The following is a 23,684-nucleotide window of genomic DNA, read 5'->3' as shown; positions in this document are numbered from 1 at the left end:
GCACTTTTGCTTAGCCCGATGGCGTTGGACGCCGTGTTATTCTACCAGCCGCACCCGCACCCGCAGGGCCAGCAGGCCTTTCACGCCCTGCAGTTCTTCCAGCTCCAGCTCCTCCACCTCGGGCTCCAGCATGCCCCGGTCCTGGAGGTAGTCGATGTACTCGTAGTATTCCATGGCCTCCCGGGTCTGGGCGTACACCAGGGCCAGGGTGCCGGGCTGGGTCAGGCGCTCGCCGGTGCCCATCACGGTGGCTTTGTCAATTCGCTTTTTGATGATTTCGTAGCGAATGTTGTAGGCTCCGTCCACGTCGAACTGCCGCTCATCCTGCCGGAACCGGATGCTCAGCGACTGCCCGTGAATGAGGATAAGCTGCGTCGTTTCCAGCGGTACGGGCAGGGTTGCTTTCAGCACATGGGTGCGGCGCGTGATTTCTACCATCGTCAGCAGCTGCCACAGGCGCAGGTTTTTCAGGAATACCAGGTCGAACGGCTTGTCCTGCACCAGCGTGCTGCCCACGTAAATGTTGAACTCCACGCCATCGGTCTTGTTGCGCTGGAAGTAGTGCGGGAACATCAGCTGCGCCTTATCTTCCTCTTCATCAAGGTAGTCGCTCACGGCATCGTTGAGCGTCGTCACACTGATTTCGAAGTCCTGGCGGCGCTTGTAAAGAATGCCCAGCTTGGGGTCGATGTTGTTCCAGTAGCTGGTGATGATGGGACGCAGCTCGGGCGTGTGCGTGGCCAGGTACTCGAACAGCGGCTCCACTTCGCGCTTCAGCGAATCGTAAATGTTGGCCTCGTCGCCGGTGAGCATGCCCTCGCGCAGGCGCTTCAGGTTTTTGGTGACGTAAAATTTCAGCTCGTCCAGAATGGGCAGCTGCTGGCATTCAGAGGCCTTATTCAACACCTTGTTGGCCAGGGTAAGGTGCTCGATGAGGTCGCCCTGAATGGCCTCGTTGCGCACCGTGCTGCTGCCCCGAATGTCGCAGGAGCCGTGCAGCGGGTACACGTCCTCAAACACGATGGCTTCCATCTCGGCCGTGCGGTTGCCGGCATCCAGCTGGGTGAGCAGGTTGCGGGCCGCATCGGCAAAGCGCCACTCCATGGTGGGGTGAATGGCCGTGAATTTCTGCTGAATCACGGCTTGAATGCGGGATTGCAGGTCCTCGGCGTTGCGCTTCACGGCCACTGCAAACAGCGGCACAAACTGCGCCACCTTGTCCATATCAAACTCATCGAGGCCGTTCACATCGGGCGTGCCCAGCTCCAGCAGGCCCACCGTGTCGGTGCCATAAGGCAGCAGGGCCAGAATGGCCGACTTAATGCCCAGGGTGATGATTTGCTGGCGCAGGTCCTTCGGAATGTCCGAATTGGCTACGTCTTTGAGCACCAGCGGCTCGCGCTCGCGCAGCAGGCGCTCATAAATCTGGCGGAAGCTGCTGTTGGCCGACTGATTCTGCACCTGTTTGGCGAGAAAGCTGTGGTTGATTTTGCGTCCAAAATCCACAAAAGCCCGCTTCTTCTCATCGTAAGCCGCAATGCCCAGCTGCAGAGCCGGCATCGCAAACAGCACCCGCAGCTTCTCCTGAATCTGCTCGAAGCGGGCCGGGTTTTGCAGCACGTCGCGCTCCAGCAGGTCATACTTCAGCTCCGACAGAATTTCCTGGTCGGTCACATCCACCAGCTGCAACAGGTTGAATCCTTCCAGCTCGAAGTTCTCGGCCGGCAGCAGCTCGTGCCAAACCTCCGGCCGTTGGCGGTTATGCACCAGGAATTCAATTTGCTCGGGCGTGAGCGCGGGCAGCTCGCCTACCACCCGCACCGTCACAAAATCGGAGTTGAAATCGACCCCGTAGTGCCGGTACAGTCCAACTTTGTAATCGGGCACGGTGAACACAATGGTACCCAGCGCCGGCATTTCGGCTCCATACAGGCGGTGCAGTATCAGGTGGTAGGCCATCAGGCCCATCTGCCGCTCCATGGTTGGCATGTCGATGTTGAGCGGCTGCTTCACGGTGCGGTCCTTGTTTAGCAGCACCTCCTCAAACAGGGGCGTAGAGTAGAAGCTGTGCCGTTGGAAGGGGGCCACCACCCCGCTGATGTCGGTAGCGAACGAGGCCGGTGGAAAAATGGCCAGCATCAGCGTTTCCACCAGGTCGCAGTTGCACTCCAGCACCGAATAATCGGTGAGCAGTCCTCGGCACCACGCGGCCTGGGCCACCTGTTCGCCAATGGTGCGGGCCAGCAGCGCCACGCCGGCATTGCTGGCGCTTTCGCGCGCATGCCAGTAGGCAATCAGTGGCTCGAGGCTGAGCGTAGACCGAAACGGGAAAGCAGAAGAAGCAGGGGCGGCCGGCTGGGGTGCAACGGGCACCGCCGGAGCCACCGTGAGAGTAGGTTCAACAGCCATAGAAACGAAAACAGGAATGCCCGGCCAAACGTTGCAGCCCGACAATAGCTATACGCAAGCCAGTGCCAGGCGGGCTACTTGGTGATGATAAAGACGGGTTTGTCTTTGAGATTGGTTGTCTCGGCTGTAGCGATGCCGGCCGTGCTGTCCTTGCGCGTGGTGATGACCTTCTGCGTATTGGTGTAGCAGGTGCAGCAGCCGTTGCCATCCAGGTTTCCCTTCAGCGACACCTTATCGATAACTACCGCGAAGACCGGGCGTTTCTTGCGCGGGACCGGCAGCGCCGGGTAGTAGCGCACGTAATACTGGTACTGGTCGAGCTTGGCGGTGCTGACCTGGGAAAACGGTGTAGTATTGTTGATAACAATCGTGTCGTAAGCCTGGGCTGCGGAGCGAATCAGGGTCGCGGTTTCGGGCTTGGTGCCCGGGTTGGTGCCGCTGGCCGGAATGATTACCAACGGATAGCGCTGAATCACAATGCTATCCAGGTCGGTATTCGTGGGGAAGTCTTTGCTTGAAAAAACCAGCTTGATGGCATCGGCCTGGGATTCGCCCGGGCAGTCGCACACATTATTGGCGCAGCAGCCGGGCAGCAGCAGCCCAAGGCCCAACAACAGAATGGCAGAAAACCGGAAAGACAGGAGGTGGGTCATGGCAAGCCCAAAGATAAGGCCCGTAGCGCCCATCTGCCCGGAACCGGGAAGGAGGGGCACTACGGGCCTTTTATAGTAGTCAGAATGGGGGGGAGCTTGCGGTAGTCCGTGGTTAGCGGCTGCCCGTTACCACCGACGAGGCCGGTAGGGTGGGGTTTTCTACGGTGCCGCCGGCCATCAGCAGGGGGCGCAGGCGGGTGGTGGCGGTGTCGAGCTGGGGCCGAATCTTGGCCATGGCACCGCGCAGGGCGATAACATCGGCCAGGCGGGGCGCGGCCGTCTGCGAATAACCGTGGTACATGGCCACTTTCACCTCCGAAGTGCCCGTGCCGAGGTACGAGCCCAGCAGGTTGCCGGCTGCGTCGCTTACCTGCACTTCGGCTTGCAGCGTGGTCTTATACCATTCCAGGGGCACGCCCACTATGGCGGGAATCATAAATGTGAGCACCTGCAGGCCCTGCACGGCACGGCCGGTGCGCAGGGTGCGTACCTTCTTCACGATGAGCTTGGCGTAGCCGTACGTGGCCGAGTCGGTGGGCTCGGTCAGGTTTATGCGGCACTCCTGCTGAAATAATTTCAGTGGGTCCTCCGGCAGCGCGCCGTCGTTCATGGCCAACGGGCCCTGGTCGGCCAGGATTTCCAGCGGGGGCAGGCGCTTGGAAATGGCGGCCGACGGCGTGCCTTTCATCATGCTCTTGACCGATACACAAGCCGGAGCGAGCAGTAGCATCGGCGAAAGTGCCAGCAATGCGAGGGGACTAGCAATTTTCATAGGAGTAAGGTAGAAATTTGTATAGTAAAAACCAAATATTAAAACCAAAAAATGCCTTTTTAAAATCGGTAGCACTAACCTGCAGAGGATAGGTGTAAAATTAGATGATTTACATCAACCTGTTGGCATGTACTCGGTAAAAAGCCTGAAAAAGCCCCTAAATAGTAGAGGATTAACCGGCCAAGCTAACTATTGAGCTTGGCCGTTATTGAAAAAGTTCTATTGTGTGATAGCCGTAGGGTCGGGGCCCTGGTAGTCGTCCACAAACTCGCCTTCCCAACGGGCCACGACGGCTGATGCCAAACAGTTGCCGAGCACGTTGACGGCCGTGCGGGCCATATCCATCAGGGCATCAATGCCCAGGATGATGAACACCGGCCAGGCCGGCAGGTTGAACGACGCCACCGTGGCCAGCAAAATTACCAGCGAGGCGCGGGGCACGCCTGCCACGCCCTTGCTGGTGAGCATCAGCGTGAACACCATGAGCAATTGCTGGCCAAAGGTGAGGGGGATGCCTGCCGCCTGCGCCACAAATACGGCGGCCAATGAAAGGTACAGCGTGGTGCCGTCGAGGTTAAAAGAATAGCCGGTGGGCATCACGAAGGCGACGATGCGCCGCGGCACCCCGATGCTTTCCATGGCTTCCATGGCGCGCGGCAGCGCCGCTTCCGACGAGGTGGTGGCGAAGGCAATGCTAACCGGCTCGGCCACGGCCGCAATGAAGCGACGCAGCGGCAGGCGCGCCAGCAGCGCCACCGGCAGCAGCACCAGCAGCACGAAGGCAATGAGCGCCCCATAAAGAGTGAGCAGTAGCTGCAAGGCATTGAGCAGCGGGGCAAAGCCCATTTTGCCCACCGTGTAGGCCAGGGCTCCGCCCACGCCCAGCGGCGCGAAATACATCACCACATTGGTGAATTTGAACATGACTTCCGACAGGCTTTCGCAGACTTCCAGCATCACGCGGCGCGGGCGCTCCGGCGTCATGGCCAGCCCGATGGCGAATAGAATAGCGAAAATAACGACCTGCAGGACCTGGCCCTCGGCTACCGATTTGGCAATGTTTTCGGGGAAGATGTGCAGGATGATGTCGGCGGCGGTTTGGGGGCCGGCCACGGCCAGGGTTTTGGCTTCATCGGAGGTGTTGGCGGCGCGGGCAGCGGCCAGCACATTGGCATCCAGCCGGCCGGCGTGGGTGAAGTTGATGGCCGCCAGGCCGATGAACAGCGCAAACGTGGTCACAACTTCAAAGTAAACCAGCGCTTTGAGGCCCATGCGGCCCACCTGCTTGAGGTCGGCGTGGCCGGCGATGCCTACGACCAGCGTAGCAAATACCAGCGGCGCGATGATGGTTTTCACCAGGCGCAGGAAGGCGTCGCTCAGTACTTTAAGGCTGATGGCTACGGCGGGTGCATCGTGGCCCAGCTCAATGCCGACCAGCATGCTCACCACAATCCAAAGGGTGAGGGAGCGGCGGGGGGCCACCGCGGCGGCAATGGTCAGCAGGGCCAGCCAGCGGGCGGCCACGGGCACAGCGGGCGGCAGGACCAGCATTTGGTTGGCGACGAGCACGGTGAGCACACCAGCCAGCAGCACCATAATAGCAACGAGGAGTAAACGGGATTTTGCCATGCAACTAAAAAAGGCCGTGAATACGGAATGAGGCATCAAAGAACGGCATTATCCCGCCAGCAAGCCCGGTGCTCCGGAAAACGCGTTCGGGGCCGGCCATAAAAAAACGCCCCGTACCAATGGGCACGAGGCGGTAGAGGCAGGTAGCCGCCGATGGACTAGGGCAGCGAAAGCAGGTAGCCGATAGTGAAATTGGCATCGTAGCCGAATACGAACTGCTGGCAGCCAGTAGCCGCCGCCACGGCCTGGTAGATGTTGAGGCCGGACTTGATTTTGGCCCCCGAAAGCTGCGGATAAGCATCAGCAGCTTTCAGTACGGTGTAGGGCTCCTGGCCCTGGCGTACGGCTTTAGCCAACTCGTAGGGTATGCCGCCGATAACGAAGCAGGTGCTGCGCAACTTGCCCGGCACCTTTGCCGCTTTGGCCTTCACATCGGCGATTACGGTGGCATCGGGCACGTCTTTTTCGTAGTATTTTGAGCCGTAAGTGTCTTCTACGTGGGGCTGGCCGTCCGCCAGCCACGCAATTTTGCTGTTGGCCGAGCCCATGTCGAGCATAAAGGCCTTATCGGCAAAAGGCATCGGGAGGGCTGCTTTGAGGCCCAGGGTGCCTTCGCGCTCTGGCGTCACGGTGTTCACCACGTACTTGAGCGACTCCAGCGACTTCACAATGCGGCGCGTCACGTCCGACATAGCTGCGCCGGAGCTCACCATGAAGTGAATATCGCGCCCGGCTACTCCAAAATCGAGCATTTTGCCGATGTAGCTTTTCAGGCCGTTGCGCACATCTTCCTCCGTGGCCATGTTTTCCATCACCAGGCTGTTGCCGAACTCTGATTTTTCGAGTTTCCAGTTGTGCTGGTTATCGGCCCGAACAATAAACAGGTTGAAGCCACTGGCTCCGAGCTCTACCACGCCTTTCAGCTTGCCATCAACGGGCGCAGTGGGGCGGTAGGTGAAAGTCGGCGTAGCTGCCGGGGCCACGGTGGGCACCGGGGCCGAAACCGGGGCTGGCGCGGCGGCTGCCGGTGCGGCCGAGGCCGAAAGGGTAGCAGGTGCCGGAACTGCGGCAACTTCTGGTTGCGGAGCCGCGTTTTTCCGAATAAACTCGCCGTTCAGGCTTAGCATATCGCCTTCCTTGAGCTTCACGCGGTTGCCGTTGGTAAGCACGATGGAGCGCGAGAGATGTTCGATCCGAATTCCGTTCGGCAGCGTTACATCTTTATCCAGTGTCTTTGCTTTGTCGCCGGTTTGCACCACTATGGTGCTGTTCTTTACCGCAAACCACGGAATGACACTGACGGCTTTGGTTGTTTGGGCTTGTACCGGGGCGTGCTGAAATGGCGAAGTAACCAGCAGGGCACCAAGGAAAAGGGAGGTGATTAACGTTTTTTGCATGAAAAAGATGATGAGTAGAGGTAGAACATAATTGCGAAGAATTATGACGTGACAAAGCTCGGCTTATTTCCCATTTATCCCACTGTTTTTAGCCCAATGGCCTTAGAATCACGTTGAATTGTCATAATTATTCAGTCGGTCCTTATATGCTCGAATCATTCTGCCTGCTTTTATAGCCGGCTTATCCGGGCATTCCGTTATTTTATTCATGCCAAACTGGACTCTCACCCCGTACCTGCTTCCGCTTCGCTACGTGTGGAAAATATCCCGCAACGCCTCGGCCACTAAAACCAATCTGGTGTTGCGCGTAGCCGGGCACGGCCAGCACGGAACCGGCGAGGCCGCGCCCAATGTGCGCTACGGCGAGTCGCCCGAACTGCTTCGGCAGCAGTTTAATGAGCTGTTGGGCAATGGATTATCCGAAACAAATACGCTGCCGGAGCTGGATGCGCTACTGGCCACGCATCCCGTGGCCCATGCCCTGAGCTTTGCCCTTGAAGCCGCCCTCGTGCGGTGGCTGGCCGCCTGCGCCGGGCAGCCGGTGTGGCAATGGCTGGGCGTGCTGCCCCCTGCCGCCGCTGTGCCCACGGCTTTTTCCCTGCCCATTATGGCGCCGGGCGCGGTGGCGGACTTTCTGCGCGAGCAGGATGCTGCCCGCTTTCAGCTCTTGAAAATCAAGGTAAACCAAGCCGAAGGACTCGACCTATTGCGCGAAGTATCGCGCGCCCTGCCCGGCCACGCCCTGCTGGTGGATGGCAACGAAGCCTGGCCCGATGCCGACAGCGTGCTACGGTTTCTGGAAGAAACGGCCGCAGTGCCCGGCCTGCACCTGAAGCTGCTGGAGCAGCCCCTGCCCGCCGCCCTGGCCGATGACTACCGCTACCTGCGCCCCCGCAGCAGCGTGCCGCTCATCGCCGATGAATCGGTGACCGACGCGGCCGATTTTGCCGAAATCACCCAGCAGTTCCACGGCGTGAATGTGAAGCTGATGAAAGCCGGCGGCTTCCGGCGGGGCATCGACCTGCTGCACCGTACCCGCGCCCACGGCTTGCTGCCCATGCTGGGCTGCATGGTCGAAACCAGCGTGGGCATCGCGGCCGCCCTCGAAATCAGCGCCCTGGCCGATGTGCTGGACCTCGATGGCTTTCTCATTATCAAGGACGAGCCGTTTGGCCTGGTGCAGGAACAGGCGGGGCTGTTGCGGCGAGTGTAGCTGGCACTGCTCATGAACCCAAAAGCCCCAGCAAGGCGGCACTCATCAACCGAGTGCCGCCTTGCTGGGGCTATTCCGCCGCTTGGGGCTATTTCGGAGCGTTTAGCTGCGCGTCGAGCTGCGTGAGCTGGTCGTCGATGGCCTTGGTGTTGGGCAGCGTGGTTTGGCCCTGGCTGAGCGCCCGTATTTTCTGGTTGAGCAGCTCAACCTTTTTAGTGAGCAGCGATACCTGCATGGCGGGGTCGGAGAAGCCGGGGTCGTGCTGCACGTAGGTATCGTACTTGGTGCCGGGGGGCGTGGTGGGGGGCGTACCTTCGCCCCGGGCGGCGGCGGCGCTGGCCGGCGTGGCGAATACTACGCCCCCGTCGGGCCTCACGTAGTCGCCTTCCTGCAGGGTGATTTTTTTGCCCTTGGGGCTTATTTTGTCAGCGGGCATCTCTACGATGCCGTTTTTGTAGTTGATTTTCACACCGCCGAGCAGCTTCACGTTTTGGGTGAGGGGCATGGTTTGAGTGCCCTCGCGGCGCACTACTTCGCCGTTGGTCATCACAAACTGGGTGCGGCTGGTGGTTTGCACCGGAAAGCCACCGGCCTGGGCTGCGGCCAGGCGTGGAGCGCTGGTCAGGCAGCCGGCGGCGAATACGAGCAGGAAGAAACGAGTCATGGTAATAAAGAAAATGGTGAATGTGCGGGGATACGGATTTTAAGCCCCGGCGGTAGGGCGGAAGGGGAGGAGCACAGCTTTTTTCTAAAATACCGAGGAACAATGTTGTGACATTAAATGTATGTACATATATTTGTATCCGATTCCACTACCTGCCATCTATGCCTGCTATGCGCATCGAAGACGAAATCAAACAGCCCATTTTCCGCAACGAGTACCAGAAAGCCCATATCAACCTGATATACACGGCTGGCTGGTTGCAGTTGCGCCAGGCAGCAGCCTTCAAACCGTTCGGCCTCACCTCGCCGCAGTTCAATATTCTGCGCATTTTGCGCGGGCAGCACCCGCTGCCGGCCACCGTGGCCCTGCTCATCGACCGAATGCTGGACAAAACCAGCAACGCCTCGCGCATCGTGGACCGTCTCGAAGAGAAAAAGCTGGTGACCCGCACCGTGTGCCCGGCCAATCGCCGGGCCGTTGATATCCGGATTACCAAGGCTGGCCTGGAATTACTCGATAGCATTGAGGAAACCGGCATTCTGGACTCTAACGAAAACGCCCCGCTGAACGAGGACGAGATGCGCCAGCTGAACGACCTGCTCGATAAAATGCGAACGGTGGAATAAGCCATTTTCAATCTCTGCTGTTGCCCAGGTTCCGGCACGCTTTTTCGTTGCAGCCGGGCCATACCGCTTGTTTCAAATTATACTTCTTACCTTTTTTCCAATACTTGCTTAAGATGAAAAAAATCCTCTTGCCCGCCCTGTTTGCCATTGCCACCATTGGTGCAACTTTCGCTGCTTCGGCTCCTAAAGTGGCTACCGTGGCAGCTCCTGCCCCCGCCTACAAGCTGCAGCCGCAGCTGAGCACTCTGGGCTGGGAAGGCAAAGCCGTAACCCACGGCCACAATGGCACTATGCAATTTTCCGACGGCGAATTGCTCGTGAAGGGCAACTCCATCGTGGGCGGTACCGTGACCGTGAACATGAAAACCATGGTGGCCACCGACATCAAAGATGCCGAAAGCCAGGGCAAATTTGTGGGCCACATGAGCAGCGACGATTTCTTCGGCGTGGAGAAATTCCCCACCTCGACCTTCAAAATCGTCAGCGTAACGCCCATCAAAGGTGCCGCCGCCAATGCCGATAACGCGACCATCGCCGGCGACCTGACCATTAAGGGCGTGACGCAGCGCATCAGCTTCCCGGCTAAAGCCGGCGTGAAAGACGGTGTGGCCGCCGCTACCGGCAAAGTAACCATCGACCGTACCAAGTTTGGCCTGAAATACGGCTCGAAGTCGTTCTTCGACAGCATTGGCGACAAAGCCATCTACGACACGTTCGACTTGACTTTCAACGTCATCGCCAAGAAAGCCTAACTGCGGTTTTCAACCCGAATAAATAAAAAAGCCCGCCGATTCGGCGGGCTTTTTTATTTATTCGGGGATTTCAAATTTTCGGGGCAGGTTGAATTTTAGGTTGTGGCTCTTTTTGCGGCGGTGTAGCTCGCTCAGCACATCGTCTAATTCTGATTGGTATTCGACCCACAGGTCCTCGTGCAAGCTTTTGAGGACGAGGGCGGGCAGGCGGGCAGCCAGGCGCGCGGTGGCGTTGTAAAAGCCGTCCCACACGCTGTCGAACTGGCCCGAGTAATTATCGATGCACTGCCGCAGAATGTAGAGCAGCAGGTCGATTTCGAGCTGCTTATTTTTGGTGATGCGGCGGGCGCGGGCGGCTTCCTGCACGCCGGCGCGCACGGCCTTCACGAGGCTGCGGTTGAGTAGGCGGCCGGTCACAGCCACGGTAAACAGCTCGTGGATGCGGTCGGCGGTTTCTTCCTGAATCTGGTCCAGGGTTATATCGGCCAGCAGCTCGAAGCGGAAGGTTTCGTAGAGCTCGGCGTCGCGGCGCACGGCGCGGAGCAGGAGGGCTTCCTTTTCGGGTTCGGAGAGGCGTTTGAGGGCTTTTTTGAAATCGGCGGAGGGAACGGGCATGAGGGGCGGGGGCTAGGAGCAAAGTTCGCGCTACTCGTTCGCATAATGGCGGGGTAAGGTTTGCGTATTTGCCAGGATTTCACGAAACGAAACGGGCGGGTTTGGGGTTATCAGGAGCTGCCTCACACGGGCTTTCTGCGTAAATTTGCCTTATGAATACCCGTCCGCAAACCGACTACGATGAAGAGGTTCTACTGCTCGAAGAAGAAGCCGAGCTGCGCAACCTCGTCGTGTACAACGATGAAATTAACACTTTCGACCACGTCATTAAAACCCTGATGGACGTGTGTGGCCACCAGCCCGAGCAAGCCGAGCAATGTACCCTGCTCATCCACTACAAGGGAAAGTGCGCCGTCAAAATGGGTACTTACGAGGAGTTGGAGCCCCTTTGCACCGCCATTCACGACCGCGGCATTGCCGCCGATGTTATTTGATGTGGAAATGTGCTGATGTGAGAATGTGCTGAATTATACGATTAGCACACCTTTCATTTTGCATATTTTCACATCAGCACATTTTCACATTTTTTGAATGGAATTTCCCTCCAAACTGATTGAAAACGCCGTGGGCGAGCTGTCGCGCCTGCCCGGCATCGGCCGCAAAACGGCCCTGCGGCTGGCCCTGCACCTGCTGAAAGCCGAAATGGACACCACTGCCAGCCTAGCCGAGGCGTTGGCCAAGATGCGGTTTGAAATTACCTACTGCAAAACCTGCCACAGCATTTCCGACGCCGAAGAATGCGGCATTTGCGCCAACAAGCTGCGCGACCACAGCCTCGTCTGCGTAGTGTCGGACGTGCGCGACGTTATTGCCATCGAAAACACGGGCCAGTACAAGGGCGTGTACCACGTGCTGGGCGGCGTTATTTCGCCCATTGAAGGCATCGGGCCTTCCGATTTGCACATTGACTCGCTGGTGGAGCGGGCGGCGGGTGAAGACTCGGAAGTGCGCGAGGTTATTCTTGCCATCTCGCCCACCATGGAGGGCGACACCACGGCCTTCTACCTATCGCGCCGCCTGCGCGATTTGCCCAACGTGCACATCAGCACTATTGCCCGGGGTATTCCGATGGGCGGCGAGCTGGAATACGCCGACGAAATCACCCTCGGCCGCAGCATCGTGGACCGCCTGCGGCAGGTCCGGTAGTTTTTTAGCTGTTAGCCATTAGCTGTTAGCTTTGTCGGCACTTCCCGAGGAGCCGCTCGGTCGCCACAAAAAAGCTAACAGCTAACAGCTGATGGCTAACAGCTAAAAATTGAAGCTCTCCGTCGTCATTGTCAATTATAACGTCTGCTATTTCCTGGAGCAGGCGCTGCTTTCGGTGCGGCGGGCCGTGGAGAAGCTGGGGCAGCCGGTAGAAGTTTTCGTGGTCGATAATAACTCGGCCGACGGCTCGGTGGCCATGGTGCGGGCGCGGTTCCCGGAGGTTGTGCTCATTGCCAACCGCGACAACCCTGGCTTCTCGAAAGGCAACAACCAGGCCCTGCGCCGCGCCACCGGCCAGTACCAGCTGCTGCTGAACCCCGATACCGTGGTGGAGGAAGACACCTTCCGCGCTTGCTGCGACTTCATGGACGCGCACCCCGACTGCGGCGGCCTCGGCATAAAAATGCTGGATGGCCAGGGCAAATTTCTGCCCGAAAGCAAGCGCGCCCTGCCCACGCCGGCCGTGGCGTTCTATAAGATGTTCGGGCTGGCGGGCGTATTTCCGAAGTCGCGCACTTTCGGGCGCTACCATCTGGGCTTCCTCGACAAGGACGAAACCCACGAGATTGAGGTGCTGAGCGGGGCCTTCATGCTGCTGCGCAAGGCCGCGCTGGACCAGGTGGGCCTGCTCGACGAAGACTATTTCATGTACGGCGAGGACATCGACCTCTCGTACCGCCTCACCCAGGGCGGCTGGAAAAACTATTATTTTCCCGGCACCCGCATCATTCACTACAAGGGCGAAAGCACGAAGCGCACCAGCGTGAATTACGTGTTTGTGTTTTACCGGGCGATGGTGATTTTTGCTCAGAAACACTTCGCGCCGGGCCGGGCGGGCCTGTTTTCGCTGCTCATCAACGCGGCCATCTGGCTGCGGGCCGGCGTGGCCGTGGCCGAGCGCCTAGCAGTGCGCGCCGCCCCGCTGCTGCTGGATGCCGGCCTGATTTGGGGCGGCATGTACTTCCTGAAAACCTACTGGGAGCACAACCACAAGTTTGTGCCGGGCGCGTACCCGCCGCAGTACATGGCGGCGGCCGTGCCGGCCTACATCGCGGTCTGGCTCACGTCGACCTATCTCAGCGGGGGCTACGACCAGCCGGTGCGGACCTCGCGGGTGGTGCGCGGTATTTTCATTGGCACGCTGCTGATTTCGGCCGCCTCGAATTTTCTCGATGCCTGGCGGTTTTCCAAAGCCCTCATTATTCTGGGCGGGGCCTGGGCCGTGGCGGCGCTGGTGGGCCGGCAGCTGGTGGCGCACTTCATCAAGTATAAAAACCTGCACCTGAGCGAGCGCCGGCAGAAAAATATTGCCATCGTGGGCTCGGGGCCCGAGAGCCGCCGCGTGCGCCAGCTGCTCGAAGCCGCCCACGTATCGGCCCGCGTGATTGGCTACGTGAGCGTGGGGGAGGAGGAAGCCGTTTTAGAAGAAAATTCACCAATTCACCAATTCACCGATTCGCCACTGGGCGAGCTGCGCCAGCTGGATGACATTATCCGTCTATACGGGCTGAATGAACTGATATTCTGCGGTAAAGACCTGCCCGCGAGTCAGATTATCGCCCTCATGCTGGGCCTGCCCGCCGAGCCGCCCGTGGCCTACAAAATCCTGCCCGAAGACAGCCAGTACATCATCGGCAGCAGCAGTAAAGACTCGCCCGGCGACTACTACACCCTCGATATTGCCCTCAACCTCTACCAGCCCCAGCAGGCCCGCGCCAAGCGCCTGCTCGACCTGCTCACCAGCGCCGGCCTGCTGGTGCTGAGCCCGGTGCTGGTTTGGTTTCAGCCGAAAAAGGCCGGTTTCCTGCGCAACTGCGGGGCCGTGCTGCTGGGCCGCCGCACCTGGGTGGGCCTGCGCCACCTCGAAGGCCCGGCCCGCGCCGTGCCCGCCGTGCTCTCGCCCGCCGATGCCGCCCACACGGCCACCCCGCTCAATGAGGTGACGCTGCGAAGGCTGGAGATGCTTTATGCAAAGGATTATGAACCGGGCACCGACTTGAGCGTGCTCTGGCGCTGCTGGCGGCGGCTGGGGCAGTAGACCAGTACCGTGGACTCGGCAAGTCCGCGCTTTAAACAGTGCAAGAGCGGACTCGCCGAGTCCACGGTACAGCGTTACGCTGCCACTTCCGTAGCTTTACGCCGCCACTTCCGTAGCTTTACGCCTTCATTTACCGTTGCTCGATATGCCCGATACCACCACGCTCGCACCCGTTTCCCCGCTCTCGCACCGCCTGCTGGCGATGAACGAGTCGGCTACCATCGCCATGGCCAAGAAAGCCCGCGAGCTGATGGCCACGGGCATCGACGTCATCAACCTGAGCTTCGGCGAGCCCGATTTCCAGACCCCGCAGTACATCAAGGATGCCGCCAAGCAGGCCCTCGACGACGGCCATACCTTCTACACACCCGTGCCCGGCATCCCGGAATTGCGGCAGGCCATCTGCGATAAATTCAAGCGGGATAACCAGCTCGATTTTCAGCCCAACCAGATTGTGGTGAGCACCGGGGCTAAGCAGTCGCTGGCCAACGCCGTGCTCAGCCTGGTGAATCCCGGTGAGGAAGTCATCGTGTTTGCGCCCTATTGGGTGAGCTACGAGGAGATGGTGAAGCTGGCCGAGGGCGTACCCGTGACGCTGGTGGGTACCCTCGAAAACGAGTACAAGGTGACGGCCGCGCAGCTCGAAGCGGCCATCACGCCCCGCACCAAGCTCATCATGTATTCGTCGCCCTGCAACCCCACGGGCGCGGTTTTCAGCCGCGAGGAGCTGGGCGAAATTGCCGAAGTGCTGGCTCGTCACCCGCAGGTGTACGCCCTGGCCGATGAGATTTACGAGTACATCAACTTTGTGGGCGAGCACGCCAGCCTGGCCCATTTCGATGAGATAAAAGACCGGGTCATCACCGTCAACGGTTTCTCGAAGGGCTACGCCATGACGGGCTGGCGGCTGGGCTACCTGGCCGCCCGGGCCGACATCGCCTCGGCCTGCGAGAAGATGCAGAGCCAGATTACGTCGGGCACCTGCTCCATCACCCAGCGGGCGGGGCTGGCGGCTCTGCGCGGTGGCCGCGCCTCGGCCGATGAGATGGTGGCCGCCTACCGCCGCCGCCGCGATTTGGTACTGGATATCGTGAAGGACATTCCCGGCTTCAACACGCCCACGCCCAGCGGCGCGTTCTACATTTTTCCGGAAGTATCGGCCTATTTTAATCGTCTCGCGCCCGATGGCAGCACCATCCGGGACTCCTCAGACCTGGCTCTGTACCTACTGAACGACGCGCACGTTTCGGCCGTGTCGGGCGATGCCTTTGGTGCGCCGGAGTGCATGCGCTTCAGCACCGCCGCCGCCGATGACAAGCTGGTGGAAGCGTTCCGGCGCATCAAAGCCAGCCTGGCGAAGCTCTAAACTGTGCTGAAAAAGAACGTCATGCTGAGCGGAGCCGAAGCATCTCGCGTGCCGAAGTAATCCAATCGATTGAGTTACTGCCGCAAGCGAGATGCTTCGGCTCCGCTCAGCATGACGTTCTCTTAAATTGATCAATACCTTGCCTACTTCCGATTCTTCCCTGCAAACGCTGTTCAACGACTTCAATAACCTGCGCGTCCTCATCATCGGCGACGTGATGGTGGATGCATATGTGTGGGGCCGCGCCACGCGCCTCTCGCCCGAGGCTCCCGTGCCCGTGGTGCACGTAGCCCGCACCGAAAACCGCCTCGGCGGGGCCGCCAACGTGGCCCTGAACGTGCAGGCCCTTGGGGCTACGCCGCTACTATGCGCCGTGATTGGCAACGACGCGGGCGGCGACCAGCTGCTGCAATTGCTGCACGCTCACGACCTGCCCGCCGATGGCCTCATCCGCAGCGCGGCGCGGCCCACCACGGTGAAGCAGCGTATTCTGGCCCACGGCCAGCAGCTGCTGCGCATCGACTCGGAAATTGAAACCGACCTTAACGCCGAGGAGGCCGCCCAACTCCTGGCCGCCTACGACGACCTGCTGGCCCGCGCCGACGTGGTAATCTTCGAGGACTACGACAAAGGCGTGCTTACCGAGGCCATCATCACGGAGTGCATTGCCCGCGCCCGGCAGCGCGGCATCCCCACGGTGGTGGACCCCAAAAAGAAGAATTTCCTGGCCTACCGCCACTGCACCCTCTTCAAACCAAACCTAAAGGAGCTGCGCGAGGGCCTGAAATTGGAGTTCGGCGAGCCCAACGCCGACCGCGTCGGTTTCGAGGCCGCCGTGACCCGGCTGCGCGAGGTGCTAACGCCCGAAATCGTGCTGGTGACGCTATCGGAATACGGTGTGTTCGCCCAGCAGGAGGCCGAGAAAACCTATCTGCCGGCCCACCTGCGCACCATTTCCGACGTGTCGGGCGCGGGCGATACCGTTATCAGCATTGCCGCGCTGTGCGTGGCGCTGGGCCAACCGGCCGCTTTCACGGCGGCACTGGCCAACCTGGGCGGCGGGCTGGTGTGCGAGCAGGTGGGCGTGGTACCCGTGGAGAAGCAGCGGCTGCTGGAAGAAGCGGCAGAGGCGGGGCTGTAACCCTCGTTGCTGGCGCGAGTTTAGCGCAGCGTAACTCGTGCCTCGCATACGGTGGAGGCTGTGCCTCCCGTGGAACGATTCCGCCGGCGCGGTTCCAACTTACCGCTGGCGCGGCAGGGGAGGCACAGCCTCCCCATCATCATTTGTCACGAGTTACGCTGCGCTAAACTCGCGCCAGTGAAAGCGCTTTTTACTTTAGGCCTTCTTCAGAAACTCGGTCTTCAGCACCATGGTGCCGCCGCCGGCGCGGCCTTCGATTTCGGCGGTGCTGTTGGTGAGGCGGATGTTTTTGACCACTGTGCCGCGCTTGAGCGTGAGCGAGGAACCCTTCACTTTGAGGTCTTTGATGAGGGTGACAGAGTCGCCTTCGGCGAGCAGGGTGCCGTTGCTGTCTTTTACGTCCACGAGGAAAGGAGCTGTTTTAACGGATGCTGGTGCCTTGAGCCAGCATCAGGTAGAGTAGGAAAAATACCGGGGAGAGGCTGCCAATCGAAATCAGAACAACCAGAAAGGTTTCCACTTTGCTGCGCTCCGGTCGGCTTAGAAACCAGCGCCACATGAAAAACAGCAGGCCCAGCAGCAGCGCCAGCGTGAGGTAAAAGACGGGACCGAACATAGGGAATCGTTATAAAATTACCCCCGCCAAGCCTTCACCGTTTCCACAAATACCCGCACGTTGTCCGGATTTGTATCCGGGTAGACGCCGTGGCCAAGGTTGGCGATGTGGGGGCCGCCGGTGAACTGGCGGAGCATGGCTTCGGTGGCGGCTTTTACCTGCTCGGGGGTGCCGTAGAGGGCGCAGGGGTCGAGGTTGCCTTGCAGGGTTTTGCCGGCGGCTTGCAGGCGTACCTGGGCGGGGTCCTGGTTCCAGTCGAGTCCTATGGTGCGGCAGGGCATGGCGGCTAACTCGGGTACGGCCCACCAGGCACCTTTGGCGAACACGGTGACGGGTACGAGCGGGGCTAGGGCTTCGCAGATTTCGGCGATGTAGCGGGCCGAGAACTCGGTGTAGTGCGCGGGCGGCAGGATGCCGGCCCACGAGTCGAACACCTGCACGACCTGCGCGCCGGCCGCTACCTGGGCTTGCAGGTAAGCGATGGTGGTGGCGGTGATTTTGGCCAGCAGGCGGTGCGCTAACACTGGCTCTTTATACAAAAAGCCGCGCGCTTTGCTGAAGGTCTTGGAGCCGTGGCCCTCAATCATGTAGGCCAGGATGGTGAAGGGCGCGCCAGCGAAGCCGATGAGCGGCACGCGGCCGTTCAGGGCTTTCTTGGTGATGCGCAGGGCTTCGAGCACGTAGCCGAGGCCGTCTTCGGGGTCGGGGATGCGGAGCTTGTCAATATCCGCCGCCGACTTGATGGTGGTGGGAAACAGCGGGCCGCGGGCTTCCACCATTTCGTAGGGCAGGCCCATGGCGTCGGGCACCACCAGGATGTCGGAGAAGATGATGGCGGCATCCACGTCCAGCGCGTCGATGGGCTGGATGGTGACTTCGGCGGCCAGCGCGGGGGTTTCCACCAGCTCTTTGAAGCCGGAGAGGCGGGCGCGCAGGGCGCGGTATTCGGGCAGGATGCGGCCGGCCTGGCGCATGAGCCAGACGGGGGTGCGCTCGGTGGCTTCGCCCCGGGCGGCACGTAGGAAAAGGTCGTTTTTCAGCATAATGAAGCGCAAAGGTACGGCTTACGGCCGGTGCTTACCGCGTTAAACCAGGGAACAGCACGCCGATGGCCGAGGCCAGGAAGTTCACTCCAATGGCCAGCGTAATAAAGCCGATGATGCGTGCCATGGCCGCCATGCCGGGCTTGCCAAGCAGGCGCGTGAGCCGCAGGGAGAACAGCAAAATTAAAAATGCCGCCAGCGCCACTAGCGCAAACCCGGCAATGGTCATGGCCTTGTCCACGTAGGTAGGCCGAATCAGGCCAATGCAAATGGCCATCGAGCCCGGCCCGGAGAGCATGGGCATGGCCAGCGGCGTGAAGCTGATGTCGTCCTTCTGCTTGCTTTCTTCGAGGGCGGCGGGGCCCACGCGGTCGCGGTTGGCTCCGGGCGTGAGCAGCTCGAAGGCTGAGCGCATGAGCAGGATGCCGCCCGCAATGCGCAGGTGCTGGATATTGATGCCGAAAAAATTCAGAATGTACTGCCCGCCAAAGAACGCGACGCTCAGAATGCACACCATGTAGACGCAGGCGCGCAGGGCCGTGCGGGCCCGTTCGGGGGCGCGGTCGTCGGCCGTGAGGGTGAGAAAAACCGGCATCGCCCCGAAGGGATTCACGATGGAAAACAAGGTGGTGAAGGTGGTAAGTAGAATTTCCATAGGCAACAAAGGTAGGAGAAGGGGCGGACCGGATGGAAAAGCTCTATTTTGTCGCTTCAACGGCGGCCTTCGCTTCGCCCGGTGCCGGGATAGGCCGGCTTTTCGCTCTTCTCGTTCTTTTGCTGCATGATTCCTGACACTACTGCTGCCGCTCCGAGCGGAACCGACGACCGACCAACCACCGAAACGCCCCTGGTAGGCATTATCATGGGCTCAAAATTGGATTTGAAAATTATGGCGGCTGCTACCGAGGTGTGCCGCCAGTTTGGCGTACCCTACGAAATTACGCTCGTGTCGCCGCACCGTACGCCGCACCGCACGCCGCACCGCACGCCGCACCGCATGGTTGAATATGCCGAAAATGCCCGCAAGCGCGGCTTGCGCGTGCTGATTGCCGGCGGGGGCGGGGCGGCGCACCTGCCGGGCATGGTGGCCGCGTTCACCACGCTGCCCGTCATTGGGGTGCCCATCAATAGTACGCTGTCCATTTAGGAGCTCGATTCGATTCTGAGCATGATTCAGATGCCGGCCGGCACACCCGTGGCTACCGTGGGGCTCGATAATGCGACCAATGCGGCCATCCTGGCCATGCAGATGCTGGCCATTGGCAATGCCCGGCTGGCCGATGCGCTGGAAAAATACCGCACCATCCTCAAGGACCGGGTGATGCGGACGATTGAGGAGCTGCGCAAGGGCGGGTCTCAGGACGCGACGTATAGGGCGTGTCAATGCGCAATACAGCACGTCATGCAGAGCGCAGCGAAGCATGACGTGCTTTTGATGTCAATTGCCCTTTTACAAATCCCACCCGCCTCCTTTTTAGATGCCCACTTTTCTTTCTGCAATGCTAACCACCGGCCATTGGGTGGTATGGATAATCGGGAGCGCGGGCCTGCTCGTGACGCTGCTGCCCGTGTTCCGCCAAACCGCGTGGTGGATTCGCATCTGCGACTTTCCACGCCTGCAAATTGTGGCTGCCCTGCTCCTGAGCCTGGGCGCGGCGCTGGTGCTGCCCACGCCGCGCAGCTTCGGCAACAGCCTGTTTGTGGTGAGCCTGGGCGTGGCGGTGATGTACCAGTTCAGCCGCATCTGGCCCTACACGCCGCTGCACCGCAAGCAGGTATCCGATGCCAGCCGCCCAGACGATGATGATGCCCATCACCTGAGTATTATCGTGGCCAACGTGCTGATGTATAACCGCGACGCCTCGCGCCTGCTGGGCCACATCACGCACCAGCGGCCCGATGTGGTGCTGGCCGTGGAAACCGACGACTGGTGGCTGAGCCAGCTCAAGCGCATCGAAAAAGACTACCCCTACACCTGCCACGCCCCGCTGCCTAATACTTACGGCATGCTGGTGTTCTCGCGCCTGCCGCTGGTCGAGCCGCAGATTCGCTACATCCTCGACCCCGATATTCCGTCGTTTCACGGCTGCGTGCGGTTGCCCAGCGGCCTTACCGTCAACCTGCATTTTCTGCATCCCAAGCCGCCGGCCCCGCAGGAGTCGAAAACCAGCGCCCGCCGCGATGCCGAGCTGCTGGTGGTGGGCAAGCTCATTCAGCACCACGACGGGCCGACTATTGTGGCCGGAGACCTCAACGACGTGGCCTGGTCGCATACTTCGGAGCTGTTCCGGCGGCTCTCGCGCCTGCTCGACCCGCGCATCGGGCGCGGCCTGCTGCCCACCTTCCACGCCGACCACAAGCTGCTGCGCTGGCCCCTCGACCACGTTTTTCACTCGGCCCACTTCCGCCTGCAGGAAATCAAGCGCCTCACCCACATTGGCTCCGACCATTACCCCATCTACATCCGTCTCAGCTACGAGCCTAAGGGCTGGCAGGAGCAGGAAAATGAGCTCGAAGCCGCCGATGCCGACGACCACGACGAGGCCGAGGAAAAAATTGAGGAGGGCGTGGAGGATGTTGCCGCCGGCAACGAGTAGCGCGAACAGGTATTAGTAACAGGCAACAAAAAAGAACGTCATGCTTCGCTGCGCTCTGCATGACGTTCTGTTATAATTTGTTATCAGCAGCGCACGGTACTTGCGCGTTTCGCGTTACTTGGCCGCCGCTACTTTTTTCTTCGTCACCAGCTCTACGGTTTCAAAGTCAGTGGGCAGTACCTGGCGGCCGTTGGCACCCACGTACAGGGGCCGGATGCGCATGGTGAGGCGGCGGTTGGCAGCCGTGAAATCGGTGAGGCCGGCGGCGAAGGCGGCCGGGGTGCTGCCGGCCAGCTGGGCGGCCTTTACGTTGAGGTCCACTGTAACGGGCAGGGTTTCGATGGCGCTGAACTCCAGGGCAGTATTGGCACCGGTGGTACCGGCGGTCAACTCCTTGCCATCGAGCAACAGCTGGTAATCGAGCCGCTTGAGCTGGATGCTGGTGGTGGCGCTGGGGTTGCGGGCGTACACGCGCATTTTGAGGTGCAGGGGCAGGTTGCCTTTTTGCAGCGCGGTTTGGAGCTGGGCTTGCTGGGGCGAGGCAATGTCGGAAGCCTGGCGTACGAACAGGATGTCCTGGCCGCCGAGCGTGGCTTCATCCATAAAATTGAGGCGGTACTGCATCAGGCTGTACGCCTCGTTTTCGAGGGCTTCGGCCGATGCTTTTTTGCTGGTGGGCTTGTCTTTAACTTGTTCGCTCACGCTGCACGAATTGGCTGCAAGCAGCAATGCGCCCAAAGCCAGAGCGCGGGCGGGAAACAGAAGAGAAGAAACTTTCATGAGAATAAATGGAATGCGAGATAGAAAGCCGCGATAAGAGCAACGACTTTAAGGCAATGCGCTGCTTACGCGAATGGTAACGCAGGGTTAAAGGTAAAACCCCAACAATAAAAAAGGCCAGAAGCATAAGCTTCCGGCCTTTTCCAATCGTCCACAAAATCCGCGAAGTCCGAAAAAATCCGCGCTAATCCGTGGTCTATTTGCCGTCTACTTCTTCGTAGTCGACGTCGGTGACGTGGTCGCCGGCCGGCTGGCCCTGGCCGCCATCAGCCTGACCATCGCCGCCGGGGAAGCCCCCGCTGGGCTGGCCGCCTTCGGCCCCACCAGCAGCATACATCTCTTGCGAGGCAGCCTGCCAGGCGGTGTTGATGGCCTCCATAGCGGTGTCGATGCGGGCCAAATCTTTCGATTCGTGGGCCGATTTGAGGTCAGCCAGTGCGCCTTCGATGGCGGTTTTGTTGCCACCGCTCAGCTTCTCACCATACTCTTTCAGCTGCTTCTCGGTCTGGAAAATCATCGAGTCGGCCGAGTTCATCTTGCTGATGCGCTCGGTTTCGGCTTTGTCCGACTCAGCGTTTGCGGCGGCTTCATCACGCATGCGCTTGATGTCGTCATCGGTCAGGCCCGAGCTGGCTTCGATGCGGATTTTCTGCTCCTTGCCGGTGCCTTTGTCCTTGGCGGTTACGTTCAGGATGCCGTTGGCATCGATGTCGAAGATTACCTCAATCTGCGGCACGCCACGGGGCGACGGCGGGATGCTGTCGAGGTGGAACTTGCCGATGGTGCGGTTCTGGCTGGCCAGCGGCCGCTCGCCCTGCAGTACGTGGATTTCCACGGAAGGCTGGTTGTCCGAAGCCGTCGAGAAGGTTTCTGATTTCTTGGTCGGGATGGTCGTATTCGACTCGATGAGCTTGGTCATCACGCCGCCCATCGTTTCAATGCCCAGCGAAAGGGGAGTCACGTCGAGCAGGAGCACGTCCTTCACTTCGCCGGTCAGTACACCGCCCTGGATGGCGGCACCGATGGCTACTACTTCGTCGGGGTTCACACCTTTCGAAGGCTTCTTGCCGAAGAACTTTTCCACTTCCTCTTGGATGCGGGGAATACGGGTCGAACCACCCACGAGGATAACCTCGTCAATGTCCGAAGTGCTCAGGCCGGCGTCGGAGAGGGCTTTTTTCACCGGGTCCATCGAGCGGCGCACGAGTTCGTCGGCGAGCTGCTCAAATTTAGCGCGGCTCAGCTTCACCACCAGGTGCTTGGGGCCCGAGGCCGTAGCGGTGATGTAGGGCAGGTTGATTTCGGTTTCGGTCGAGCTGGAGAGCTCTACTTTGGCTTTCTCGGCAGCTTCCTTGAGGCGCTGGAGGGCCATGGGGTCGTTGCGCAGGTCGAGGCCTTCGTTGTCCGACTTAAACTGGTCGGCTAGGAAGTTGATGATGACCTGGTCGAAGTCGTCGCCGCCGAGGTGGGTGTCACCGTTGGTGCTCAGTACTTCAAACACGCCATCACCAAGCTCCAGAATGGATATATCGAACGTGCCACCACCGAGGTCGTACACGGCAATTTTCTGGTCCTTGTGCTTCTTGTCGAGGCCGTAGGCCAAAGCGGCGGCGGTGGGCTCGTTGATGATGCGCTTCACGTCGAGGCCGGCAATGGCACCGGCTTCTTTGGTGGCCTGACGCTGGGCGTCGTTGAAGTAAGCGGGCACCGTGATAACGGCTTCGGTTACGGGCTGGCCGAGGTAATCCTCAGCGGTTTGCTTCATTTTCTGGAGCACCATGGCCGAGATTTCCTGCGGCGTATAGTTGCGGTCGCCAATTTTCACGGCTACGGTGCTGTTGGCACCGGCTCCCAACGCGTAGGAAACGAGCTTCTGTTCGGCGGACACCTCGCTGAAGTTGCGGCCCATGAAGCGCTTGATGCTGGAGATGGTGTTCTGGGGGTTGGTCACGGCCTGGCGCTTGGCCGGGTCGCCCACTTTGCGCTCGCCCTTGCCCCCGTCGAGGAAAGCGACGATGCTGGGGGTGGTGCGGCGGCCTTCGCTGTTGGGGATGACAACGGGTTCGTTGCCTTCCATTACGGCCACGCACGAGTTGGTGGTGCCGAGGTCAATGCCGATTATTTTGCCCATGAGGAGGGTGTGTTGGTTAAGAAGAGTGGAATATGT

General features: G+C 60.1%; 22 protein-coding genes and 1 pseudogene. 10 read left to right on the top strand and 13 right to left on the bottom strand.

What is annotated here, in order from left to right; genetic code table 11:
* Positions 1 to 36: 36 nt before the first annotated feature.
* The 5 genes from KQ661_RS16265 to KQ661_RS16245 all read right to left on the bottom strand — a co-directional run bounded on the left by KQ661_RS16265 (position 37) and on the right by KQ661_RS16245 (position 6,860).
* Positions 37 to 2,409, bottom strand: a complete 2,373-nt coding sequence (locus KQ661_RS16265; RefSeq protein ID WP_216726476.1) for a GAF domain-containing protein — start codon at positions 2,407 to 2,409, stop codon at positions 37 to 39.
* Positions 2,410 to 2,483: 74 nt separating this feature from the next.
* On the bottom strand, positions 2,484 to 3,062 hold the full coding sequence (locus KQ661_RS16260) for a hypothetical protein (RefSeq protein WP_216689285.1): 579 nt from the start codon (positions 3,060 to 3,062) through the stop codon (positions 2,484 to 2,486).
* A gap of 112 nt (positions 3,063 to 3,174) precedes the next feature.
* Complete coding sequence (locus tag KQ661_RS16255; RefSeq protein ID WP_216726475.1) at positions 3,175 to 3,834, bottom strand: hypothetical protein; 660 nt, start codon at positions 3,832 to 3,834, stop codon at positions 3,175 to 3,177.
* Between the two features lie 219 nt (positions 3,835 to 4,053).
* Positions 4,054 to 5,463: a dicarboxylate/amino acid:cation symporter gene (locus tag KQ661_RS16250; RefSeq protein WP_216689283.1), complete on the bottom strand. Its 1,410-nt coding sequence runs from the start codon at positions 5,461 to 5,463 to the stop codon at positions 4,054 to 4,056.
* 158 nt (positions 5,464 to 5,621) lie between these two features.
* Positions 5,622 to 6,860 (bottom strand): DUF6799 domain-containing protein, encoded by a 1,239-nt coding sequence (locus tag KQ661_RS16245; RefSeq protein ID WP_216726473.1) that lies wholly within the window; start codon positions 6,858 to 6,860, stop codon positions 5,622 to 5,624.
* A 208-nt stretch (positions 6,861 to 7,068) separates the two neighbouring features.
* Between KQ661_RS16245 and KQ661_RS16240 the strand changes: the two genes are divergently transcribed.
* Positions 7,069 to 8,073, top strand: a complete 1,005-nt coding sequence (locus KQ661_RS16240; protein WP_216727504.1) for a dipeptide epimerase — start codon at positions 7,069 to 7,071, stop codon at positions 8,071 to 8,073.
* An 88-nt stretch (positions 8,074 to 8,161) separates the two neighbouring features.
* On the opposite strand, the gene KQ661_RS16235 is transcribed toward KQ661_RS16240, so the two are convergent.
* A complete protein-coding gene (locus KQ661_RS16235) occupies positions 8,162 to 8,737 on the bottom strand; it encodes a DUF6799 domain-containing protein (RefSeq protein WP_216727503.1) in 576 nt (191 codons plus the stop codon).
* 170 nt (positions 8,738 to 8,907) lie between these two features.
* Between KQ661_RS16235 and KQ661_RS16230 the strand changes: the two genes are divergently transcribed.
* A complete protein-coding gene (locus tag KQ661_RS16230) occupies positions 8,908 to 9,363 on the top strand; it encodes a MarR family winged helix-turn-helix transcriptional regulator (RefSeq protein ID WP_216690723.1) in 456 nt (151 codons plus the stop codon).
* A 113-nt stretch (positions 9,364 to 9,476) separates the two neighbouring features.
* Positions 9,477 to 10,115 carry a YceI family protein gene (locus tag KQ661_RS16225; protein ID WP_216689278.1) on the top strand — a complete coding sequence of 213 codons (639 nt, stop codon included), beginning with the start codon at positions 9,477 to 9,479 and terminating at the stop codon, positions 10,113 to 10,115.
* A gap of 57 nt (positions 10,116 to 10,172) precedes the next feature.
* Here KQ661_RS16225 and KQ661_RS16220 read toward each other — a convergent pair whose 3' ends face one another.
* Entirely contained in the window at positions 10,173 to 10,730 is a 558-nt protein-coding gene (locus KQ661_RS16220; RefSeq protein WP_216689277.1) for a hypothetical protein, read from the bottom strand.
* A 152-nt stretch (positions 10,731 to 10,882) separates the two neighbouring features.
* Here KQ661_RS16220 and KQ661_RS16215 point away from each other — a divergent pair, with 152 nt between their 5' ends.
* From KQ661_RS16215 to KQ661_RS16195, 5 genes are all read left to right on the top strand, one after another.
* Positions 10,883 to 11,164, top strand: a complete 282-nt coding sequence (locus KQ661_RS16215) for an ATP-dependent Clp protease adaptor ClpS (protein ID WP_216689276.1) — start codon at positions 10,883 to 10,885, stop codon at positions 11,162 to 11,164.
* Positions 11,165 to 11,261: 97 nt separating this feature from the next.
* Positions 11,262 to 11,876, top strand: coding sequence for a recombination mediator RecR (gene recR, locus KQ661_RS16210; protein WP_216727502.1), 615 nt, complete (start codon positions 11,262 to 11,264; stop codon positions 11,874 to 11,876).
* A gap of 109 nt (positions 11,877 to 11,985) precedes the next feature.
* Positions 11,986 to 13,974, top strand: coding sequence for a glycosyltransferase family 2 protein (locus KQ661_RS16205; protein WP_216727501.1), 1,989 nt, complete (start codon positions 11,986 to 11,988; stop codon positions 13,972 to 13,974).
* A gap of 145 nt (positions 13,975 to 14,119) precedes the next feature.
* Positions 14,120 to 15,340, top strand: coding sequence for a pyridoxal phosphate-dependent aminotransferase (locus KQ661_RS16200; protein ID WP_216689273.1), 1,221 nt, complete (start codon positions 14,120 to 14,122; stop codon positions 15,338 to 15,340).
* Positions 15,341 to 15,479: 139 nt separating this feature from the next.
* Positions 15,480 to 16,481 (top strand): bifunctional heptose 7-phosphate kinase/heptose 1-phosphate adenyltransferase, encoded by a 1,002-nt coding sequence (locus tag KQ661_RS16195; protein ID WP_226929883.1) that lies wholly within the window; start codon positions 15,480 to 15,482, stop codon positions 16,479 to 16,481.
* 195 nt (positions 16,482 to 16,676) lie between these two features.
* Here the strand turns inward: KQ661_RS16195 and KQ661_RS16190 are convergent, their stop codons facing one another.
* Genes KQ661_RS16190 through KQ661_RS16175 form a run of 4 tightly spaced genes read right to left on the bottom strand, consistent with a single transcriptional unit; the run spans position 16,677 to position 18,795 of the window.
* The gene (locus tag KQ661_RS16190; protein WP_216689272.1) at positions 16,677 to 16,886 is read right to left on the bottom strand and encodes a zinc ribbon domain-containing protein YjdM; all 210 of its coding nucleotides are present in this window, start codon (positions 16,884 to 16,886) and stop codon (positions 16,677 to 16,679) included.
* Positions 16,887 to 16,902: 16 nt separating this feature from the next.
* A complete protein-coding gene (locus KQ661_RS16185) occupies positions 16,903 to 17,097 on the bottom strand; it encodes a hypothetical protein (protein WP_216689271.1) in 195 nt (64 codons plus the stop codon).
* Between the two features lie 17 nt (positions 17,098 to 17,114).
* On the bottom strand, positions 17,115 to 18,143 hold the full coding sequence (hemE, locus tag KQ661_RS16180; protein ID WP_216690721.1) for a uroporphyrinogen decarboxylase: 1,029 nt from the start codon (positions 18,141 to 18,143) through the stop codon (positions 17,115 to 17,117).
* A 31-nt stretch (positions 18,144 to 18,174) separates the two neighbouring features.
* Positions 18,175 to 18,795, bottom strand: coding sequence for a MarC family protein (locus tag KQ661_RS16175; RefSeq protein WP_216689269.1), 621 nt, complete (start codon positions 18,793 to 18,795; stop codon positions 18,175 to 18,177).
* Positions 18,796 to 19,002: 207 nt separating this feature from the next.
* On the opposite strand from KQ661_RS16175, the pseudogene purE reads away from it, so the two are divergent.
* Together purE and KQ661_RS22295 are read left to right on the top strand one after the other, a co-directional pair.
* A pseudogene (purE, locus tag KQ661_RS22300) lies at positions 19,003 to 19,494 on the top strand (5-(carboxyamino)imidazole ribonucleotide mutase); the annotation flags it as partial.
* Positions 19,495 to 19,639: 145 nt separating this feature from the next.
* Entirely contained in the window at positions 19,640 to 20,737 is a 1,098-nt protein-coding gene (locus KQ661_RS22295) for an endonuclease/exonuclease/phosphatase family protein (RefSeq protein WP_226915608.1), read from the top strand.
* A gap of 114 nt (positions 20,738 to 20,851) precedes the next feature.
* Here the strand turns inward: KQ661_RS22295 and KQ661_RS16165 are convergent, their stop codons facing one another.
* On the bottom strand, positions 20,852 to 21,517 hold the full coding sequence (locus tag KQ661_RS16165) for a hypothetical protein (RefSeq protein ID WP_216727500.1): 666 nt from the start codon (positions 21,515 to 21,517) through the stop codon (positions 20,852 to 20,854).
* Between the two features lie 196 nt (positions 21,518 to 21,713).
* Complete coding sequence (dnaK, locus tag KQ661_RS16160; protein ID WP_216727499.1) at positions 21,714 to 23,648, bottom strand: molecular chaperone DnaK; 1,935 nt, start codon at positions 23,646 to 23,648, stop codon at positions 21,714 to 21,716.
* Positions 23,649 to 23,684 lie beyond the last annotated feature (36 nt).

It is taken from the genome of Hymenobacter siberiensis (assembly GCF_018967845.1).
Taxonomy (GTDB): domain Bacteria; phylum Bacteroidota; class Bacteroidia; order Cytophagales; family Hymenobacteraceae; genus Hymenobacter; species Hymenobacter siberiensis.
The sequence above is the reverse complement of the archived record's forward strand: the minus strand, read 5'-3'. Positions and strand labels throughout refer to the sequence as shown.

Excerpts from the sequence above, each read along its gene's own strand:
- KQ661_RS16185 (WP_216689271.1), bottom strand. The coding sequence starts at position 17,097 with ATGTTCGGTCCCGTCTTTTACCTCACGCTGGCGCTGCTGCTGGGCCTG.
- KQ661_RS16260 (WP_216689285.1), bottom strand. The coding sequence starts at position 3,062 with ATGACCCACCTCCTGTCTTTCCGGTTTTCTGCCATTCTGTTGTTGGGC.
- KQ661_RS16220 (WP_216689277.1), bottom strand. The coding sequence starts at position 10,730 with ATGCCCGTTCCCTCCGCCGATTTCAAAAAAGCCCTCAAACGCCTCTCC.
- dnaK (WP_216727499.1), bottom strand. The coding sequence starts at position 23,648 with ATGGGCAAAATAATCGGCATTGACCTCGGCACCACCAACTCGTGCGTG.
- KQ661_RS16235 (WP_216727503.1), bottom strand. The coding sequence starts at position 8,737 with ATGACTCGTTTCTTCCTGCTCGTATTCGCCGCCGGCTGCCTGACCAGC.
- KQ661_RS16240 (WP_216727504.1), top strand. The coding sequence starts at position 7,069 with ATGCCAAACTGGACTCTCACCCCGTACCTGCTTCCGCTTCGCTACGTG.
- KQ661_RS16165 (WP_216727500.1), bottom strand. The coding sequence starts at position 21,517 with ATGAAAGTTTCTTCTCTTCTGTTTCCCGCCCGCGCTCTGGCTTTGGGC.
- KQ661_RS16250 (WP_216689283.1), bottom strand. The coding sequence starts at position 5,463 with ATGGCAAAATCCCGTTTACTCCTCGTTGCTATTATGGTGCTGCTGGCT.
- KQ661_RS16225 (WP_216689278.1), top strand. The coding sequence starts at position 9,477 with ATGAAAAAAATCCTCTTGCCCGCCCTGTTTGCCATTGCCACCATTGGT.
- KQ661_RS16175 (WP_216689269.1), bottom strand. The coding sequence starts at position 18,795 with ATGGAAATTCTACTTACCACCTTCACCACCTTGTTTTCCATCGTGAAT.
- KQ661_RS16200 (WP_216689273.1), top strand. The coding sequence starts at position 14,120 with ATGCCCGATACCACCACGCTCGCACCCGTTTCCCCGCTCTCGCACCGC.
- KQ661_RS16245 (WP_216726473.1), bottom strand. The coding sequence starts at position 6,860 with ATGCAAAAAACGTTAATCACCTCCCTTTTCCTTGGTGCCCTGCTGGTT.
- KQ661_RS16215 (WP_216689276.1), top strand. The coding sequence starts at position 10,883 with ATGAATACCCGTCCGCAAACCGACTACGATGAAGAGGTTCTACTGCTC.
- KQ661_RS16230 (WP_216690723.1), top strand. The coding sequence starts at position 8,908 with ATGCGCATCGAAGACGAAATCAAACAGCCCATTTTCCGCAACGAGTAC.
- KQ661_RS16255 (WP_216726475.1), bottom strand. The coding sequence starts at position 3,834 with ATGAAAATTGCTAGTCCCCTCGCATTGCTGGCACTTTCGCCGATGCTA.
- KQ661_RS16265 (WP_216726476.1), bottom strand. The coding sequence starts at position 2,409 with ATGGCTGTTGAACCTACTCTCACGGTGGCTCCGGCGGTGCCCGTTGCA.
- recR (WP_216727502.1), top strand. The coding sequence starts at position 11,262 with ATGGAATTTCCCTCCAAACTGATTGAAAACGCCGTGGGCGAGCTGTCG.
- KQ661_RS22295 (WP_226915608.1), top strand. The coding sequence starts at position 19,640 with ATGCTAACCACCGGCCATTGGGTGGTATGGATAATCGGGAGCGCGGGC.